General features: G+C 30.2%; 15 protein-coding genes and 1 other annotated feature. Of the genes, 11 read left to right on the top strand and 4 right to left on the bottom strand.

Annotated features, from left to right (window positions below):
• From rbfA to HF295_RS03880, 3 genes are all read left to right on the top strand, one after another.
• A complete protein-coding gene (rbfA, locus tag HF295_RS03890) occupies positions 1 to 330 on the top strand; it encodes a 30S ribosome-binding factor RbfA (protein WP_312032546.1) in 330 nt (109 codons plus the stop codon).
• A gap of 66 nt (positions 331 to 396) precedes the next feature.
• Positions 397 to 2184 (top strand): excinuclease ABC subunit UvrC, encoded by a 1788-nt coding sequence (uvrC, locus tag HF295_RS03885; RefSeq protein WP_312032545.1) that lies wholly within the window; start codon positions 397 to 399, stop codon positions 2182 to 2184.
• A complete protein-coding gene (locus tag HF295_RS03880) occupies positions 2181 to 3053 on the top strand; it encodes a 3'-5' exonuclease (RefSeq protein WP_312032544.1) in 873 nt (290 codons plus the stop codon). Before uvrC ends, HF295_RS03880 begins: the two co-directional genes overlap by 4 nt.
• A gap of 26 nt (positions 3054 to 3079) precedes the next feature.
• On the opposite strand, the gene HF295_RS03875 is transcribed toward HF295_RS03880, so the two are convergent.
• Complete coding sequence (locus HF295_RS03875) at positions 3080 to 4762, bottom strand: ribonuclease J (protein ID WP_312032543.1); 1683 nt, start codon at positions 4760 to 4762, stop codon at positions 3080 to 3082.
• Between the two features lie 126 nt (positions 4763 to 4888).
• On the opposite strand from HF295_RS03875, the gene priA reads away from it, so the two are divergent.
• The 6 genes from priA (at position 4889) to HF295_RS03845 (ending at position 12071) form a co-directional block, all read left to right on the top strand.
• A complete protein-coding gene (priA, locus tag HF295_RS03870) occupies positions 4889 to 7234 on the top strand; it encodes a primosomal protein N' (RefSeq protein ID WP_312032542.1) in 2346 nt (781 codons plus the stop codon).
• Positions 7235 to 7245: 11 nt separating this feature from the next.
• Positions 7246 to 8172: a methionyl-tRNA formyltransferase gene (fmt, locus tag HF295_RS03865; RefSeq protein WP_312032541.1), complete on the top strand. Its 927-nt coding sequence runs from the start codon at positions 7246 to 7248 to the stop codon at positions 8170 to 8172.
• A 69-nt stretch (positions 8173 to 8241) separates the two neighbouring features.
• Positions 8242 to 8802 carry a phosphatidylglycerophosphatase A family protein gene (locus HF295_RS03860; RefSeq protein WP_312032540.1) on the top strand — a complete coding sequence of 187 codons (561 nt, stop codon included), beginning with the start codon at positions 8242 to 8244 and terminating at the stop codon, positions 8800 to 8802.
• 39 nt (positions 8803 to 8841) lie between these two features.
• Positions 8842 to 10419, top strand: a complete 1578-nt coding sequence (locus HF295_RS03855; RefSeq protein WP_312032539.1) for an HD-GYP domain-containing protein — start codon at positions 8842 to 8844, stop codon at positions 10417 to 10419.
• 10 nt (positions 10420 to 10429) lie between these two features.
• Positions 10430 to 11596 (top strand): methionine adenosyltransferase, encoded by a 1167-nt coding sequence (gene metK, locus HF295_RS03850; RefSeq protein ID WP_312032538.1) that lies wholly within the window; start codon positions 10430 to 10432, stop codon positions 11594 to 11596.
• A gap of 1 nt (position 11597) precedes the next feature.
• On the top strand, positions 11598 to 12071 hold the full coding sequence (locus HF295_RS03845) for a hypothetical protein (RefSeq protein WP_312032537.1): 474 nt from the start codon (positions 11598 to 11600) through the stop codon (positions 12069 to 12071).
• 18 nt (positions 12072 to 12089) lie between these two features.
• Here HF295_RS03845 and mnmM read toward each other — a convergent pair whose 3' ends face one another.
• Genes mnmM through mnmL form a run of 3 tightly spaced genes read right to left on the bottom strand, consistent with a single transcriptional unit; the run spans position 12090 to position 14446 of the window.
• A complete protein-coding gene (gene mnmM, locus HF295_RS03840; protein ID WP_312032536.1) occupies positions 12090 to 12608 on the bottom strand; it encodes a tRNA 5-(aminomethyl)-2-thiouridylate-methyltransferase MnmM in 519 nt (172 codons plus the stop codon).
• The gene (locus tag HF295_RS03835; RefSeq protein WP_312032535.1) at positions 12580 to 13521 is read right to left on the bottom strand and encodes a DMT family transporter; all 942 of its coding nucleotides are present in this window, start codon (positions 13519 to 13521) and stop codon (positions 12580 to 12582) included. The genes mnmM and HF295_RS03835 overlap by 29 nt, the downstream gene beginning before the upstream one ends.
• The gene (gene mnmL / locus HF295_RS03830) at positions 13514 to 14446 is read right to left on the bottom strand and encodes a tRNA modification radical SAM protein MnmL/YtqA (protein ID WP_312032534.1); all 933 of its coding nucleotides are present in this window, start codon (positions 14444 to 14446) and stop codon (positions 13514 to 13516) included. The genes HF295_RS03835 and mnmL overlap by 8 nt, the downstream gene beginning before the upstream one ends.
• A 116-nt stretch (positions 14447 to 14562) precedes the next feature.
• On the opposite strand from mnmL, the gene HF295_RS03825 reads away from it, so the two are divergent.
• Together HF295_RS03825 and leuS are read left to right on the top strand one after the other, a co-directional pair.
• Positions 14563 to 15363: a DUF1189 family protein gene (locus tag HF295_RS03825; RefSeq protein ID WP_312032533.1), complete on the top strand. Its 801-nt coding sequence runs from the start codon at positions 14563 to 14565 to the stop codon at positions 15361 to 15363.
• Between the two features lie 34 nt (positions 15364 to 15397).
• Positions 15398 to 15600, top strand: a binding site (T-box leader).
• A gap of 38 nt (positions 15601 to 15638) precedes the next feature.
• On the top strand, positions 15639 to 18062 hold the full coding sequence (gene leuS / locus HF295_RS03820; protein WP_312032532.1) for a leucine--tRNA ligase: 2424 nt from the start codon (positions 15639 to 15641) through the stop codon (positions 18060 to 18062).
• Positions 18063 to 18138: the final 76 nt, after the last annotated feature.

Raw genomic sequence — 18138 nt, 5'->3', positions numbered from 1 at the left:
ATGGCAAAAGTTGCTCATTTAGAAACAGATGTACAACGAGTCTTAAGCGATATACTTCAAAATGATATTAAAGATAAACTTGCTTTTATCACAATTACAGGTGTTAAAATCACCAATGAGTTATCATTTATGTATGCTTATTACACAGTTTATGGTTCAAAACAAGATATAGAAAAAACAAAAGAAACTTTAGATAGAGCTAATGGCTTTATAAAGAATCAAATTGCTAAACGTGTTAAAATGAGAAAAGTTCCAGAATTGGTATTTAAATATGATGAATCTTATCAAACCGGTAAAAGAGTTGATGATATCATTAGGAATATAAAATAAACTCTAGCTTTGCTAGAGTTTTCTCATATTGATAGAAAGGTCTTATTTTGGTATAATTTAAATACAATGAATGTCGATATCAAGGAAAAAATAAAACAAGTACCTAACAAACCTGGTACCTATCAAATGCTTGATCGTAAGGGTAAAATTATTTACGTAGGCAAAGCTAAGAACTTAAAGAATCGTGTAAGTTCTTATTTTGTCGGTGCTCATGATGATAAAACGACAAGACTGGTCCATGAGATAGAAGACTTTACCTATGTTATTACCCAAACTGAAAAAGAAGCATTTTTATTAGAATTATCACAAATCAAACAATATTTACCTAAATATAATATAAAACTTATGGATAATAAAACTTATCCTTATATCGAAGTAACTGATGAAGAACACCCAATCATTAGAGTCACAAGAAGTGTAAGTAAAAACAAAAAGAATGTATTCGGTCCCTATCCTAACGCTACTTATGCTAATGAAACGGTAAGGTTATTAGATACAATATTCCCCTTTAGAAAATGTTCTCAGTTCCCAAAAAAAGTATGTTTGTATTATCATATAGGACAATGTTTAGGTCCATGTGAATTTCCGGTTAAAGAAAGTACTTATAAAGACTTATTAAAAAAAGTGAGAAGTTTTTTATCAGGAAACACAAAAGAGTTTGTTCAAGAATATAAACAAAAAATGGAAATACATTCTCGTAATTTAGAATTTGAAAAAGCCAAAGAATACCGAGACATGATTATCGCTATTGAAAAAACGACTGAGCAGCAACAAGTTATATTTAACGATAACTTAGATAGGGATATTGTAAATTTTGTGACTTATGATCATTATATTTCTATAAATATCTTATTTATGAGAAATGGGCGTGTTTTATTCTCTCAATCAAAAATCTTTTCATATTATGGTCAAGTTGAAGACATCTTATTAACATATCTTGTTCAATTTTATGAGCAACAACCCATACCTGATGAGATCCTTCTACCTAAAGACTACAATTATGATATTTTTAAAGAAGTTCTTGAAGATAAAATATTTATTCCTCAAAGAGGAAAAAAAGTTAAATTACTAGAAATAGCTTATGAAAACGCTAAAAACCACTTAAATAATAATTTATCAGCCTATTTAAATCGAGAAAATAAGACCATTCATGCACTTAGGGAATTAGAAAAAATATTAGGTGTAAGTTCTATTAGAAGGATTGATGCTTTTGATAATTCAAATATCTCTGGACAGAACTTAGTTTCAGCCATGGTGGTATTCACCAATGGTTTACCAGACAAAAACGAGTATCGAAAATATAGGGTTAAAACTGTGGAAACTAATGATGATTACCATATCATGAAAGAAATCATCTATAGAAGATATTTATCTGTAATGATGGATGACTTAGAAAAACCGGATTTAGTGATTGTTGATGGAGGATTAATTCAATTAAGAGCTGCAAAACAAGTCCTTGAAGAATTAAAATTAGATTTGAATCTCATTGGTTTAAAGAAAAATTCACGGCATAAAACTGAATCAATCATTAAGCAAAATGAAGAAGAAATCATTTTAGATAAACACTCTAATCTCTACTCATTGCTTTACAAAATACAAGAAGAAGTCCATCGGTTCGCGATAAGTTACCAAAGAAATGTCGCTAGTAAAAAAATATATGCTTCTATTTTAGACACCATTCCAAAAGTTGGTAAGGTGACAAAGAATAAACTATTAAAAAAATATAAGAATTTAGAAAATATTAAGAATGCGCCAAGAGAAGAGCTCAAAGCTTTAAAAATACAAGAAGAGGCTATTGATAACATCTATTTGGCTCTAAATACTTATCAATCAAAGAAAGAAGATGAATCATGATAGAAACAGTTTATGGAAAAATTGTAAAAGTTAACGAAGATAAACGCTTAATCGCCATCATGCAACATAAAAAATTAGCTTATTTCTACATGAGCAAAGGCATGTTTAGACAGTTTTTAGATTATTTTCATAAAGATATTTATGTTTTCTTGAAAGTAAAAAAAGAAACGAGAATTTACAAGGATTTTATAGTTCAAAATGTTGTTAGTATTGATAAGGTATTGTCTCCTAGGGGCAATCAACCAACAGTTTTCTATGATATTTCAATGATAAAAACCGAAATTAAAAAATTGATTAATCAAGAAAGATATCGTTTATTTATCGATTTTGAAATGTCTATGCCACCTTATCAAAATTATAATAAATTCATTTCTGAGATTATTCAAGTTGGCTTTGTTTTAACGGATGCTAGAGGCAAAGAAATTCAAAGATATAACGCTTTTGTTAAACCAAAGTTATTTCCGAAACTATCGAAAAGAACTTTAAAGTTTTTAGATTTAAGTCAAGATGATGTTGATCATGGTACGAAGTTTGAAGACTTATATCAAATTTTATATAATATTAATCAAGAGTATCAACCCATTATTTATGTTTGGGGTAAAAATGATAAATCTGAATTATCTAAGTTGAATAGAATCCATGACCTAGATGACTTTATCAATGATATGCAGTTTGTAGATTTGTTAAGTTTACATAAAACTTATTTTAGGTTAAAAAATGATTTGGGTTTATTTAATGCATACAATATGTACGCTAAAGAAGATTTAAACCAACAAAGACACGATGCCTTAGAGGATGCTATGGTGACCAAAGATGTCTTTTATTGGTTTAAAGATGTTTGTAATCATAAAATGAAAGTAGAAATTTAAAAAAGCAGAATTTCTGCTTTTTTCTTTTATAAGACCATAATGATTGGCATAATCATTGGTTCCCTATTAGTTTCTTCTTTAATATAAGCTTTTAAAGATTTTGTTATATCATTCTTGATACCATTCATGTTTAATTTTTTAAATTCAGGATTCAAGTATTTTTTAGAAGATTCAATGACTATTTTTTGCATATCTTTAATCATTTGAAAATTGTCTCTAACAAAAATAAAACCTTTTGAAACAATATTTGGCATGCAGATTACTTCGTATTTTTGTTGGCTAATGGTTAGAACAACAGAAAGTAAACCATCTTCAGATAGCTCTCTTCTATCTTTGATAACCATGGATCCTACTTCACCTATACTTTCGCTATCTACATAAACGTCTGAAGTTTTAACCTTGCCTTTTATATAGGCTTTCCCATTAGAGAAGGCCAAAACTAAGCCGTTTTCTAGGATGAAAGTATTGTTAGGTTCTACTCCGGTATCAATGGCTAATTGTTGGTGAGCCTTTAACATCCTGTGTTCACCATGGATGGGTGCGAAAAACTTAGGTTTCATAAGTTTTAGCATTAATTTCAATTCGCTTTGACCACCATGACCTGAAGCATGGACATCTGCAAATGGTGATTGAACAATGACATTAGCGCCATTTTTTTGTAGTAAATTAATGGTTTTATTTACAGACTCTTGATTACCAGGAATTGGTGACGATGATAATATAACTGTATCTCCAGGAATTAATGATATTTGTCTATGAGATTTATTGGCTATACGAGTCAGTGCAGCAAAGGGTTCACCTTGTGAACCAGTAGATATAATGGTTAATTCTTTGTTTTTTAAGGCATTTCGGTTTCTTGTATCAATAAAAGTGTTTTTAGGAACATTAATGTAGCCTAATTCCATTCCAACTTCGATATTTCTCAACATTGAACGACCGAATACAGCTATTTTTCGACCTGTAGAAACACTGGCTTCAATAATTTGTTGGATTCGGTGAATATTAGAAGCGAATGTTGCGATGATGACTCTTCCTTCGATATCTTCAAACATTTCTCTAATGGTTTCAGAAACAACTTTTTCTGATGTTGTGAAATCTTCTAATTCAGCATTGGTTGAATCTGATAATAAACATAAGACACCTTCATCGCCAATTTTTGCCATTTTATGGTAGTTTGTATCTTTTCCTGTTGGTGAAAAATCAAATTTAAAATCACCTGTGTGAACAATAGATCCTGCAGGTGTCTTGACACGAATTCCAAAAGTATCCGGAATTGAATGGTTAGTCCTAAAGAAATCAATTTCTAGTTTATTAAATTTAATGACATCATCATCAGAGAATTTTTTTAGGTTAACTGGAAAGCTGACTTTTTCTTCTAATTTAGCTTGGATTAATCCATAAGATAAACCAGAAGCATAAATGACAGGTATGTTCACTTGTTGGACTAGAAACGGGATACCACCAATATGGTCTTCATGACCATGTGATACGATTAAGGCTTTTATTTTATCTTGATTTTCGATGAGATAAGAATATTCTGGAATGACATAATCAATACCGAGTAAGTATTCATCAGGGAATAAAATGCCTGAGTCTACAATGATTAGTTCATCCTCATATTGAATCACATACATGTTTTTGCCGACTTCTCCAAGTCCGCCTAAAGCAAAAACAGCTGCTTCATTATTTAGTTTTAATAAGTTATTCATTTTATAATTCCTCCATATTTTAACATATCTATTATATAGGTTATTGAGTGATTTTGCAATCAATTGAAACCTTCTTAATCTTTTTTAATCAAGATAAAAGTGATATAATATAGTTCAGGAGTATTTATGTTCGCAAAAGTTTTAGTTGATGTAAAATCTAAGAATGTTGATAAAATGTATGATTATTTGATTCCCAAAAAATATGAGAATATTTTAACATTGGGATCACGTGTAATCGTACCTTTTGGTAGTCGTCAAGTGATGGGTTATTGTTTGGGAATTTCAGAACATTCTGAATATCATAAGGAATTGAAGTCAATTGAAAGGCTTGTGGACTTAGAATCATATTTAAACCAAGAATTGATTGAATTAGCTCAAACTTTAAGTCGAGAAACAGGATATTTATTAATATCTGTTTTAGAAACTATTTTACCCTCGGCTTTAAAAGTCATGTATAAAGCTAAATTATCTTTGATTGATGAAGATGGTGTCGATAAAAATTTGCTTGACTTATTTAAAAAACAAGAGGAGATTTATTTAGATCAAATTGATGAAAGTATTTATGAAGAAGTCTTATCCTTAATCAAAAAGAAGAAATTAAAGCAAAATTACGATATTAAGAAAAAAAATAAAAATCTCTCAAAAAGATTTGTGCAATTACTTATTAAAGATAATCAATCCTTAACAGATAAACAAAAACTTGTTTATGATTATTTATATCATAGACCTGGTCATAAGGATTTAGTAAATATTGTCCTAAATAAAGTTGATATTAGCGCTTCTGTATTAAATACTATGGAAAAACATCATTTCATTAAGATTTTTGATAAAGAAGTCTATAGAAAAGTAGAAACTGTATATACTAGAGAAAGTTTTGATGTTACTTTAAGTCATGAACAAGAAGTTGTATACCATGAGATTTTAAGTCAATTAGGCCATGAACATACTATTTTATTGCATGGTGTGACAGGTTCTGGTAAGACTGAAATATATATGAAAGCCATTGAATCAGTTATCGAAAAAGATCAAACTGTAATTTTACTTGTTCCAGAAATTTCTTTAACACCGATGATGATTCAACGTTTTAAAAGTAAATTTAAACATCTTGTTGCTTCTATTCATTCTGGTTTATCATCTATGGAAAAATATGATGAGTGGCGTCGTATTATCAATGGTGAAGCAAAAATAGTCATTGGTGCTCGAAGTGCATGCTTTGCACCCCTTAAAAATATAGGATTAATGATTGTTGATGAATGTCATGAAAGTTCTTATAAACAAACAGAGAATTTACCTTATTATGCTATTGATATTTTAAAGAAAAGGGCTAAAAACCATCAAGCTTTGTTGCTGTTAGGATCAGCCACCCCTAATATTGAATCTTATGCTAGAGTATCTAGGGGCTATTATCAATTATTGAAATTAGAAAATAGAGCTTTAAACTCTAAGCCTCCACTTATCAAAATTATTAATATGTTAGAAGAGTTTAAAGATGGTCATAGTGATGATATATCAAGAGCCTTATTAGAGGCAATCAAGCAAAGATTAGACAATGACCAACAAGTCATTCTTTTGATTAATCGAAGAGGTTATTCTAATTTCATGATTTGTAGGGAATGTGGTCATGTATTAAAATGTAAGAATTGTGATATCTCTTTAACTTATCATCAAGCTTCTCAACAAATGAAGTGTCATTATTGTGCTTATGAACAAGGGGTTCCTAAAACTTGTGAACACTGTGGGTCAAGGGATCTAGAATTTATGGGAACAGGTACTCAAAAAATAGAAGCTGATTTAAAGAATAAATTTCCTCATGCGAAAATATTTAGGATGGATACAGATACAACAAGTAAGAAAAATTCACATGAAAAATTATTGCATCAATTCCAAGAAAAAGGCGATATTTTGATAGGTACACAAATGATAGCCAAGGGATTAGATTTTCCTCGAGTTACTTTAGTGGGTGTTTTACAGGCAGATGGTAACTTGTTTGTTCCTGACTTTAGAGCACCAGAGAAAACTTTTCAATTAATTATGCAAGTTTCAGGTAGATCTGGACGAAGAGATACTTTAGGTGAGGTTTATATACAAGCCTATAATCCAAATCATTATGCTATAAAATATGCCTATGAAAATGATTATCAGGGTTTTTATGAACATGAGATGAGATTAAGGAGAATTGCTAGATATGAGCCTTTTTACTTTTTAATTCAAATGGAATTAACAGGCGTATCATTGAAACACATCATGGTTTTTGGTATGGCTTTGGTTAAGGATTTAAAGAAAGAACTTGCTGAAGATAGTATTTGTCTTGGACCTTCTTCAGATGTTATAAAAATAAAAAATAAGTACACAAGTAAGATCATGATAAAATTTAAAAACGAACCTGATATCAATGAAATTATCCAAAAGATGATGACAAAATATGTTGATAAAGATATCTATATTAGAGTTGATCATTTTCCAGGAATATGAAAGGAGTTACTATGAAAGTATGTTTTATGGGCAGCATGGATTTTGCTGTTAAAATATTAGAGGAATTAAATAAGAAATTTGAAGTTGATTTGGTGGTGACTCAGCCTGATAAACCTGTTGGAAGAAAAAAAATATTACAAGGGACTCCTGTGAAGAATAAAGCACTTGAGTTAGGACTCAAAACCTTTCAACCTGAAAATATAAAGAATGATTATCAATGCATATTACAAAGCAATTATGATTTTATGATTGTCGCTGCTTATGGTCAGATTATTCCAGATATAGTTTTAAATCATGCAAGGTTTAAAGCCATAAATGTTCATGCATCCTTATTACCTAAATATCGAGGTGGAACCCCTATGCATCGGGCTATTATGAATGGTGATAAAGAGACTGGTGTTTCAATTATGTATATGGTGAGGAAGATGGATGCTGGACCTGTATTGGCTCAAGAATCATTAGTCATAGAAGATAATGATGATGTAGGTTCTTTAGAAATGAAATTAGCTGATTTAGGTTCAAAATTACTGATAAAAACATTAGATGAACTTATATTGACTAATTTACAAGCCCTAGCCCAAAATCCTGAAGATGTCACCTATGCTTATCATATAAAAGATGAAGAAAAAATCATTGATTTAAAACAACCTGCCAAAGTTTGTTATGACTTAGTTAGGGGTTTGCATCCATGGCCAATCGCTGAAATGCTAATCAATGGTCAAAAATTAAAAGTCTATAAAGCAGATTATCAAGAAATATCTACCGAGCATCCTGTAGGTCAAGTCGTAGATGTTAATAAAAACGGAGTATACATACAGACTGGCAAGGGTTTGCTTATCTTAAAAGAAGTTCAACTTCAAGGTAAAAAAAGAATGGATATTCAAGCCTTTATGAATGGTTTAGGGAAAGATATCTTTAAATTAAACACATCGATTTAACATTTATTTTATATTGTAAATGTGTTATAATTAATAATTAAGTCTATTTTATAAAGAGGTGTAAACAATATGAATAGAGATAGAAATTTATTTTCTAGAGAAGAAATGTTAGAAATGAATATTGAAATGTTAAAATCTAGAGGAGTTTCAGTAGATGAAATTGCTAAGATTGCTTTTCGTCAACAGTCAAAATGGAAAGATAATATTTCATACCAAGAATGTGTTGAATCTGTTGAAAAAATTCTTTCATTAAGAGATGTATTTCATATTTTACAATTGGGTGCGGAAATTGATCGATTAACAGAAGAAAATGCTTTTAAAGGTCCAATTCAATCTATACTAGCCACTGATTTAGGTATGTTTGGTATTGATGAATTATTTGGGATAGAGCTTGCTGGTTTATACGGGACCATTGGTAAAACTAATTTTGGTGATATTGATGTTAATAAACCAGGAATCGTTTCTGAACTTAATGAAAAAGGTAAGGGCGAAAAAAAAGCTTGCCATACATTTTTAGATGATATTGTTGGTGCAGTAGCTGCGGCAGCTTCAACTAGAGTTGCTCAAATCGAAAATGAGTTAGAAGCAAGAAAAGATCCTAGTATTATAGAAGAACCTAAGTTATTCTAACTTATCCATTAATAATTCTTTTAAGGAAGGGGGATGTTTATGGATGATCGTCAAAAAACCTTAGATGAGTTTTTTCGAAATAATAAGTCGAAAAGGAAGAAAAAAGAAAAAGATTCTAAGCAAATTGATGAGTATTTTAATGATGTCTCTCAACAAAAATCTAAAAAAACTTTTTCTGACAAGGTTGTTGAATTTTTTAGATTAATTTCATTTAAAAATAAATTTGATGAAAATAAAGTATCATCAAATAAAAAAAGAACTGAAATTATTAAATCTACCCATCTTAGAAAAAGATGGTATCATATTAAAGATTACTTTATAAGGAAATTCTCTTTTGAAGCTGGTGTAGATATTCTTGATGATACATCTGTTTTGTTTAGAAAAAATATTGTTATTCAAAATATTATTACCATCACCAACATTGTGTTTTTATTGTTTACTTTGATAGGTTCAGATGGTTTAAATCAACGGATTAATATCATAGTTACCTTTGTCATTGGTTTAATTATGGTGATTGCTGGCCAATCTATCGGTAGTATTATCAAAGAAAAACCAACCACACTTCATAAACAACAAATGGGTCAATATTTATCAGGTATATATGTTTTAATGATGGCCATCGCTGTTTATATAAAACTAAGACTCACTTTAGGTGATTCTTTAGAGGGCGGCTTCTTTTCTATCACTCAAGCTGGATATTCTTTAATTTATTTTTCTTTGGTTGTGATAGCCTTATACCAAGATCCTAAGTTATTAAATGTTATCTTTAAGATTACCATTGTTGCTATGACCATTATTCATGTGGTGGTTATGTACCCAGTTTATCGCTATGCCAATGATTTCGTACAACTATGGGATTATATTAAGGGTCCTATATTAACCGACTTAATTCTAAGAACTTTGATTTTAGCAATATTTATGATTGGTTTATATTCTACAGTTAAAATATCTGAAGATATTAATATAAAAAGAAAACAAGAACTTGTCAAACGTAGAAAAATGGAAAAAGACTTTAAAGATGTTGTATCAGATGTCTTTGATGTGATTTCTGTATATAAACAACGTGGAGAAGATATAGCCGAAAGGCAATATGCTGAATCTGCTAAAAGAGTGGCCAAAATAGCCGGTGAACTTGGTGGTTTTTTAGGATATTCTTCTAAACTCTGTCAAGAAATATTTGAATTTTCTACCATTCATATCGATAAAAGAGATATCCTTAATGTAGATGAATATGATTCTAAGGAACAATTAAATGAAGCCGATTATAAGTCTATAAGACAAAAAACCATTGTTGGTTCTATTATTATTAAGAGGCTTCAATTAGATAAAAAAGCTGAAGATATCGTTAGAGCTCATTTCGAAAAAACGGTGAGTAGAGATTTTATTAAAGAAATGAATGGAATCCAAAATAACCGAGAATCTCAAGTCATATTATTATCACACATCTATGATATATTAAGACAAGAACGTAATTATAAGAAGAAATTAAATCATCAGCGTACGATTGATTTAATCAAATATGAGTTTAATGAATATTTTGATCCACAAATTATTGATCGATTTATTAAGTATGAAGCTGAATTTGAATCAACGTATCATGATTTACTAGAAGAATAGAGGTCGTATTATGTATAAATATTTTACATCTGAATCGGTGACAGAAGGTCATCCTGATAAAATTTGTGATCAGATATCAGATGCTATATTAGAAGAAATTTTATCAAGAGATCCATCAGCTAGAGTTGCGGTTGAAACACTTGTTTCAACTGGTTTAGTATTGGTTGCTGGTGAGGTCACCACAGAAACTTATGTGGATATTCAAAAAATAGTCAGAGACAAAGTTGAAGCCATTGGTTATGACCGGGGGAAATATGGATTTGATGCTCAAAATTTAGCTGTCCTAGTTTGTTTAAATGAACAAAGTAAAGACATAGCTATGGGTGTAGATGAAACAACTGAAAAAGAACAAGGAGCCGGAGACCAAGGGATGATGTTTGGTTATGCTATTAATCAAACACCAACTTACATGCCTATTAGTCATTATTACGCGAGTTTACTTGCTAGAAGACTTGCCTTTGTTAGAAAAGAAAATATTCTTGATTATCTTAGACCTGATGGTAAAACTCAAGTCACAGCTAAGTTTTCAGATGATGGGAAATTTTTATTTTTCACTGATATTTTGATTTCAACTCAACATGCTCAAGATATCTCTCAAGAACAAATCAGAGAAGATATTATTAATCATGTTATTAAAGTAGTGGTTCCTGAAGATTATATCAAGGAAGACACTAAAATTCATGTGAATCCAACCGGTAGATTTGTGGTTGGAGGACCACAAGGAGACTCTGGCTTAACTGGAAGAAAAATTATTGTTGATACTTATGGTGGTAGAGCTCACCATGGTGGCGGTGCTTTTTCTGGGAAAGATCCTTCTAAAGTGGACCGCTCAGCTGCTTATGCGACAAGACACATCGCTAAAAATATTGTCGCTGCTGGACTGGCTGATGAAATAGAAATTCAAGTTTCTTACGCTATCGGTGAAGCCAAACCAGTGAGTATTGGCATTGATTGCTTCAATACAGAAAAAATATCAGAAGTTAAGATCATAAAAATTATTGAAAAACACTTTGACTTAAGACCAAAAGCAATTATAGATAGATTAAAATTAAGATCTGTAAAATACAGTCAAGTAGCTGCTTATGGGCATTTCGGTAGAGATGATTTAGATTTGCCTTGGGAAAAACTAGACATGGTTGATCTCTTAAAAACTTATTTGACTAAGGATGTGATTTAAATTGAGTCCTTATAGTTTAAATATTTATTTAGAAATCAGTATTTTGGTCATCATTTTATTGGCTTTAATTGGTGTCGCATCTGTATTTATAGTTAGACATTTAAGAACTGAGTATAAAAAAGTATATAAAGTTCAATCTAAATTCGATATAGAGTTAAGAAAATTAATCAATATCATGCATAACTTTTTAGAGATTGATTCATTAGAAAAATATCATAAGCTTGTGATTAAAAAGTTATCTCATGATGAAAAATCACAAATTTTAGATATTATTGAAAGTGCATATCAAGACATTAATTTAGAGCTTGAAGAAAACGCATATATTATAGAAACATATCAAAGACTACAAGAAGTGAGAAGAGATAGAGATTCAAAGGTTATTATATACAATGATAAATTATCTTTATTCCCTTTTAACCTCTATGCTAAAATTTTAAAATTTCAAAAATTTTATCTTTATACTCCAAAAGAATAAGGCGCAAATATTTGCGCCTTAATTTTTTTTGATTGTGATTAAAATTGGTGGATTATTTTTATTGAATAATTCGATTTTAAGAACATCAAATTCATTATCTAAAGTCTTAGTATAGGCAAGGATACTATACATTTCTTCTTGATTATGAGGATAAAGTTCAATGATAACCAAGCCATCTTTATTCAATAACTTTAAAACTTTCTCGAGTGAATTTAAAGTTGAAGAAGTTTGAGTGATGATTGAATGATCATGGTTGGGTAAATAACCTAAATTATAGATACAGACATCAATTCCTTCATGAATGTATTGGTCTATAGCTTCGTGGTTATCTAGAATGTATTGAATATTATCATAAGTTTTTGTAAGATTTTTAGCCTCTATCATGGCGACCTCTTGGATGTCAAATGCATAGACTTTTTTTGAAATATGAGATAAAAATAGCGTGTCATTGCCATGACCACAAGTCATATCTACAGAAACTTGAATATTTTTCTTTTCTTGAATTATATTATGATATATTTGGGTGAGTTTGATCATTAATAAACCTCTTTTTCTTAACTAAATAATTGACTCTCGTTGTACCATAGATACCAATAATAATCAATATACCACCAATAAAATGATTTAAGTAAATATCTTCTTGTAAGAAAAAATATCCTGCGAGGACTGATACAATGGTTGAAATATTGGCATAAATGCTAGAAACATGGGCAGGAACCTTACTTAGGGTAAAGTTCACCAAAAAGAAACCAAGTATTGAAGCGATAACACCTAAATATAAGATAGGAATAACCACTTGTATATTTATTAAATTTTCATAATAGCGGTGGATTTGATTGTTTGATAAGAGTTGAATGATATAAATACTGTTAAATGAAATCATTCCCATAAACATCATTAAATAAGTGGTATCAACTGCCTTATGAGTTTTAGAAGCTGATCTAGATGCTATATTGAAGAGTGCAGCTGAGATAACAGCCAATAATAATAAGGCAAAGCCTAAAATATTCGTATTAAATCCTATGTCAGGTTTAAATAACTGAATAATGATAACGCCAATGAAAGACACTAAAATAAACAAGACTTGAATGGTTTTAGGTTTTTCTTTGAGTATGAAGGCAGATAAGATAGTCACAAAAATAGGAATTAAAGCAATCATTAGACCAGCTTCAGCACTGGTTGTGAGTTGCAAGCCAAAAGTTTCAAATATAAAGTACATGACTGGTTGAAATATTGCGACTAGAAATATGGGGAAGCTTTCTTTTAATTTAATATTAATTTTTACTATTTTAAGTTGTCTTAATATTTCAAAAACTAGAAAAGCAACTAAAAATCGATAAGCTATAACGCCCATAGGCATGATGAAATCTAAAAGTATTTTTGAAAACATAAAAGAAAAACCAAAGATAACTGAAAAACCAATGCCTGATAGATGTGCCCATTTATTCATGATAAGAATCTCCTTGATAGTCTTTGTTTTTTCTCATTACTTTATCGATCTCATTTGACACAACAAACTTTTTTAAAGTCCATAGAGGTTCTACAAGCAGGTCTTTAGGCGGGTCTCCTGTGATACGATGAACGATGATGTCTTCTCTTAAATTTTTTAATTGTTTAACGGTGATATCAACATACTCTTCTAATGTAAGTATATGGAAAGGTTGCTTCTTATAATAATCTTCAAGAGCGGTATTTTTTAATACATACAACATGTGAATCTTAATGCCTTGTATATCTAATTGATTAAGATAATCAATGGTTTTTAACATCATAGATTCATCTTCGCCAGGTAGACCATTAATAATATGGACAACCACATCGATCTTTCTTTTTCTTAGTTCCTTAACTGTCTTGGTAAAAGTAAGGATATCATGACCCCGGTTAATTAGTTCTAAGGTTTTTAAATGAGAACTTTGTAAACCTAGTTCTATGGTTAAATAAGTTTTTTGATTGAGTTCTTCTAATAAATCAAATATTTTCGGACTAAAACAATCTGCTCTAGTCCCTATATTTAACCCCACAATATTATCATCTAAAGATAAGGCTTCATTGTATAAATTTTTTAATTTTTCTATAGGTCCATAGGTATTGGAATTTGCTTGAAAATAAGCAATATACTTGGCATTATCCCATTTCTTCTTCATCATAGCTAAGATATCATCAAATTGCTTTCTTAAAGAATCTTCTTTTTGACCAGCAAAATCACCAGACCCAGATTCAGAACAAAATATACAACCCTTTGACGAAAAAACACCATCTCGATTCGGACATGAAAAATCACCGTTTAAAGCAATCTTCATTATCTTTGATTGGAAGCGGTGTCGATAATAATGGTTAAGTGTATTATAATGTTTTTCATTTGTAAAATAGTTCATAAAATCACCAATAAAATTATATCATAGTTTATGAGTTTTTGATGATGTTTTCACTAGAAGGACATTATTTCTTGCAAGTCATATATTTATTGTTTATAATAGGTGAAGGTGGTTTTATGTATAACATTATTAGAGAAAGTATCACAGCTCCAAAAGAGATCATTAAATATCATTCAAAAAAAGGCTGGTTTGTATTTTTTTACATGCTTTTTTTCACTATACTTTTATCATTAGACATCATTGTTTTATTAATAGCTACTAACAATCCTATGGTTAATGAAGAAACAACAAATTGTCAAGTGGTTGATGGTTCTTTTGAATGCAGTGAAAGATTGATTGAAAGTCAAGATTATTCTGCTTATGGGATTCCTATTTATTTTTTATCTGATAACCAAGAAATTACTGATATTACTGATAATGACTATGTAATTGTTGTGAAAGACCAAAGCATGACCTATCGTTTTGGAAGCACACAATTCTATCAAATGGATATTTCATCTTTTAAGTCAGTCTCTGACTTGTATGATTTTATTAAAACCACGGTTGTTGTTCCATTGATTATTGCGACAATCTTACAAAATATTTTAATTATTATTTTTATTGTTTTAATTTCAACCCTTCCTTTCTTAAGGTTTAGGAAAGAAATCAGATATAAAAAAATCTTCAAGATGGTTACTTTTGCTGCAACACCTATTTTCATTGTCTTATCAATTAATAATTTATTAGAATTGGACATGATCATTTTCTTTGTTGTGATGTTCTTGGCCTATAGATCAATATTTGTCTTACAAAAAGAACTTTACGTTCGTTCAATGATGAGAAAACAAAAACAGTATTATGAAGATCGTTTCCATGAAACGGATAAAGATGATATTAAAGAAGAAGACGTTATTGATCAAGAAGAGGATGATGAATAATCTTGTTAATTTTTTATAATATGATATAATAAATTCAAATACAGTGATACAGAAATAGTAAATCAATAAATATTTTAGAGAGTTGGTGGCTGGTGAAAACCAATATAGGAATTGATTGAATTAGTCTGTGGAGTAGATTTTATGCAGCTCGTAAGTAAAATCCGTGACTCGCGTTAAGAGATAAAGTGCTAGTTAACTAGAACTAAGGTGGTACCACGGTGATTAATCGTCCTTTATACAAGGACGATTTTTTTTAATATTTAAGGAGGACAATCATGAGTGAATTTATTCCAAGTTTTGAACATGAAAAGATTGAAAAAAAATGGCAAGATAAATGGTATAGCAAGGACTATTTTAAGGCTATAGATTTTTCAGATAAACCAAAGTATTATTCTTTGGTTGAATTCCCATACCCAAGTGGAATGGGTATGCATATAGGGCATATCCGTGCTTATTTATCTCTTGAGGTTATCTCAAGAAAAAGGAGAATGGAAGGTTATAATGTTTTATTTCCTATTGGTTTTGATGCCTTTGGTTTACCAACAGAAAATTATGCCATTAAAACTCAAATTCATCCAAGAAAAATTACTGATCAAAATATAGAAACATTTAAAAACCAATTAAAATCAGCAGGTATTTCTTTTGATTTTTCTAGAGTAGTTGATACGACAGATCCAGAATATTATAAATGGACTCAATGGATTTTCTTGAAAATGTTTGAAAATGGTTTGGTTTTTAAAGATAAAACTTATGTGAATTATTGTCCATCTTGTCAAGTCGTATTGTCAAATGAAGAATCTCAAGGCGGCAAGTGTGATCGTTGTGATACCCAAGTCACACAAATGGAAAAAGATGTTTGGTTTTTAAAAATCACCAATTATGCCAATGATTTATTAGAAGGACTTAAGGATTTAGAATCTAATGAACGTATTAAGACTGAACAAGAACGTTGGATTGGCAAGTCTGTCGGAGCGAATTTACATTTTCCAATCAAAGATAGTGACCGATCATTAGAAGTATTTACCACAAGACCAGATACTATTTATGGAGCGACCTTTATGGTTATTGCTCCAGAACACCCTTATATTGAAGTCTATAAAGATCGTATTAAGAATATGGATGAAGTTATCGCCTATCAAGAACAAGCAAAAATGAAGACTGAATTTGAACGTGTTGAACTTGTCAAAGATAAAACGGGTGTTAAACTTGAAGGGTTGGTGGCTATTAACCCTATCAGTAAAGAAGAAATTCCTATTTTTATATCAGATTATGTCATGATTACTTATGGAACCGGAGCTATTATGGCTGTACCAGCCCATGATACAAGAGATTATGATTTTGCAAAAAAATATGATTTAAAAATACTTGAAGTTATTCAAGGTGGTAATATTGAGGAAGAAGCTTTTACGGATACAGAAACAGGTGTTTTAGTTAATTCACCTTTGATTGATGGTTTATCAGTTAAAGAAGCTAAAGAAAAAATATTAGATATTATCGAAAAAGAGAAAATTGGTAATAAAGCCATCCAATTTAAAATGAAAGATTGGGCTTTTAACCGCCAAAGATATTGGGGAGAACCTATTCCTATTATTTATTGTGATCAGTGTGGTATTGTGCCTGTTCCTTATGAGGATTTACCAGTAACTTTACCCTATGTAGAGAAGTTTTCACCTTCATCTACAGGTGAATCACCCCTTGCATCTATTGATGATTATGTTCAATGTACTTGTCCTAAATGCCAAGGAAAAGCAAGAAGAGAAACAGATACTATGCCTCAATGGGCAGGTTCTTCTTGGTATTTCTTAAGATATATGGATCCTTTTAATCAAGAAGAATTTGCATCCATGGATAAGCTAAAATATTGGGGCCAAGTGGATTGGTATAATGGTGGTATGGAACATGTGACTAGACACCTTATTTATTCAAGATTTTGGAATCAGTTCTTAAATTCAATAGGCTTAGTCCCTAATAAAGAACCTTATAAAAAAAGAACAGCCCAAGGCTTGATTTTAGGATCAGACAATGAAAAAATGTCAAAATCCAGAGGTAATGTTGTTAATCCAATGGAAATAATTGATGAATATGGGGCAGATACATTAAGAACTTTTGTCTTGTTCTTAAGTGATTATGAAATGTCTACACCTTGGAATGATGATGGTGTTAAAGGTGCTAGAAGATTCTTAGATAAAATATGGAGAATGTTTCCTAAAGTAACTGATCAAATGGATTATTCTAAGGCTTTAGAAAGGGACATTCATTTAACCATTAAAGGTTTTAGTGAGGATGTTGAGAATTTAAAGTTTAATACAGCCATTGCTAAATTAATGGAATTGGTTAATTTGTTTAATAAAGAAGAAGAAATAACTAGGGCTGATTATCAAAGTTTATTGAAATTATTATATCCAATTGCCCCACATATCGCTGAAGAATTATGGCAAATGTTGGGACATGATGATTTATTAGTTTTCGAATCTTTCCCTGAATATGATGAGAGAAAATTAGTTAAAGACCAGATAGAACTTGTTTTATCAGTTAATGGTAAGGTTAGGGATAAGTTGACCGTTGAAAATAATCTTGATAAAGAGTCCTTAGAGAAAATCGCTTTAGATAGCGATAAAATACAAGCTTATATTGAAGGAAAAACTGTTGTTAAAGTGATAGTTGTACCTAATAAACTTGTTAATATTGTTATAAAATAATTAAAAATGTCTATTGAAAAATAGACATTTTTTTTAAAGAATACATTGATATCAGAGGTAATATACTCATGGGTGA

Origin of the sequence: Hujiaoplasma nucleasis (assembly GCF_013745115.1) — a bacterium.
GTDB classification, from domain to species: Bacteria; Bacillota_I; Bacilli_A; order Izemoplasmatales; family Hujiaoplasmataceae; genus Hujiaoplasma; species Hujiaoplasma nucleasis.
This window is presented reverse-complemented; position numbering and strand designations above follow the sequence as displayed.

Bases quoted from the DNA above. Each gene is read 5' to 3' on its own strand.
- rbfA (WP_312032546.1), top strand. From the start codon at position 1: ATGGCAAAAGTTGCTCATTTAGAAACAGATGTACAACGAGTCTTAAGC.
- uvrC (WP_312032545.1), top strand. From the start codon at position 397: ATGAATGTCGATATCAAGGAAAAAATAAAACAAGTACCTAACAAACCT.
- HF295_RS03880 (WP_312032544.1), top strand. From the start codon at position 2,181: ATGATAGAAACAGTTTATGGAAAAATTGTAAAAGTTAACGAAGATAAA.
- HF295_RS03875 (WP_312032543.1), bottom strand. From the start codon at position 4,762: ATGAATAACTTATTAAAACTAAATAATGAAGCAGCTGTTTTTGCTTTA.
- priA (WP_312032542.1), top strand. From the start codon at position 4,889: ATGTTCGCAAAAGTTTTAGTTGATGTAAAATCTAAGAATGTTGATAAA.
- fmt (WP_312032541.1), top strand. From the start codon at position 7,246: ATGAAAGTATGTTTTATGGGCAGCATGGATTTTGCTGTTAAAATATTA.
- HF295_RS03860 (WP_312032540.1), top strand. From the start codon at position 8,242: ATGAATAGAGATAGAAATTTATTTTCTAGAGAAGAAATGTTAGAAATG.
- HF295_RS03855 (WP_312032539.1), top strand. From the start codon at position 8,842: ATGGATGATCGTCAAAAAACCTTAGATGAGTTTTTTCGAAATAATAAG.
- metK (WP_312032538.1), top strand. From the start codon at position 10,430: ATGTATAAATATTTTACATCTGAATCGGTGACAGAAGGTCATCCTGAT.
- mnmM (WP_312032536.1), bottom strand. From the start codon at position 12,608: ATGATCAAACTCACCCAAATATATCATAATATAATTCAAGAAAAGAAA.
- HF295_RS03835 (WP_312032535.1), bottom strand. From the start codon at position 13,521: ATGAATAAATGGGCACATCTATCAGGCATTGGTTTTTCAGTTATCTTT.
- mnmL (WP_312032534.1), bottom strand. From the start codon at position 14,446: ATGAACTATTTTACAAATGAAAAACATTATAATACACTTAACCATTAT.
- HF295_RS03825 (WP_312032533.1), top strand. From the start codon at position 14,563: ATGTATAACATTATTAGAGAAAGTATCACAGCTCCAAAAGAGATCATT.
- leuS (WP_312032532.1), top strand. From the start codon at position 15,639: ATGAGTGAATTTATTCCAAGTTTTGAACATGAAAAGATTGAAAAAAAA.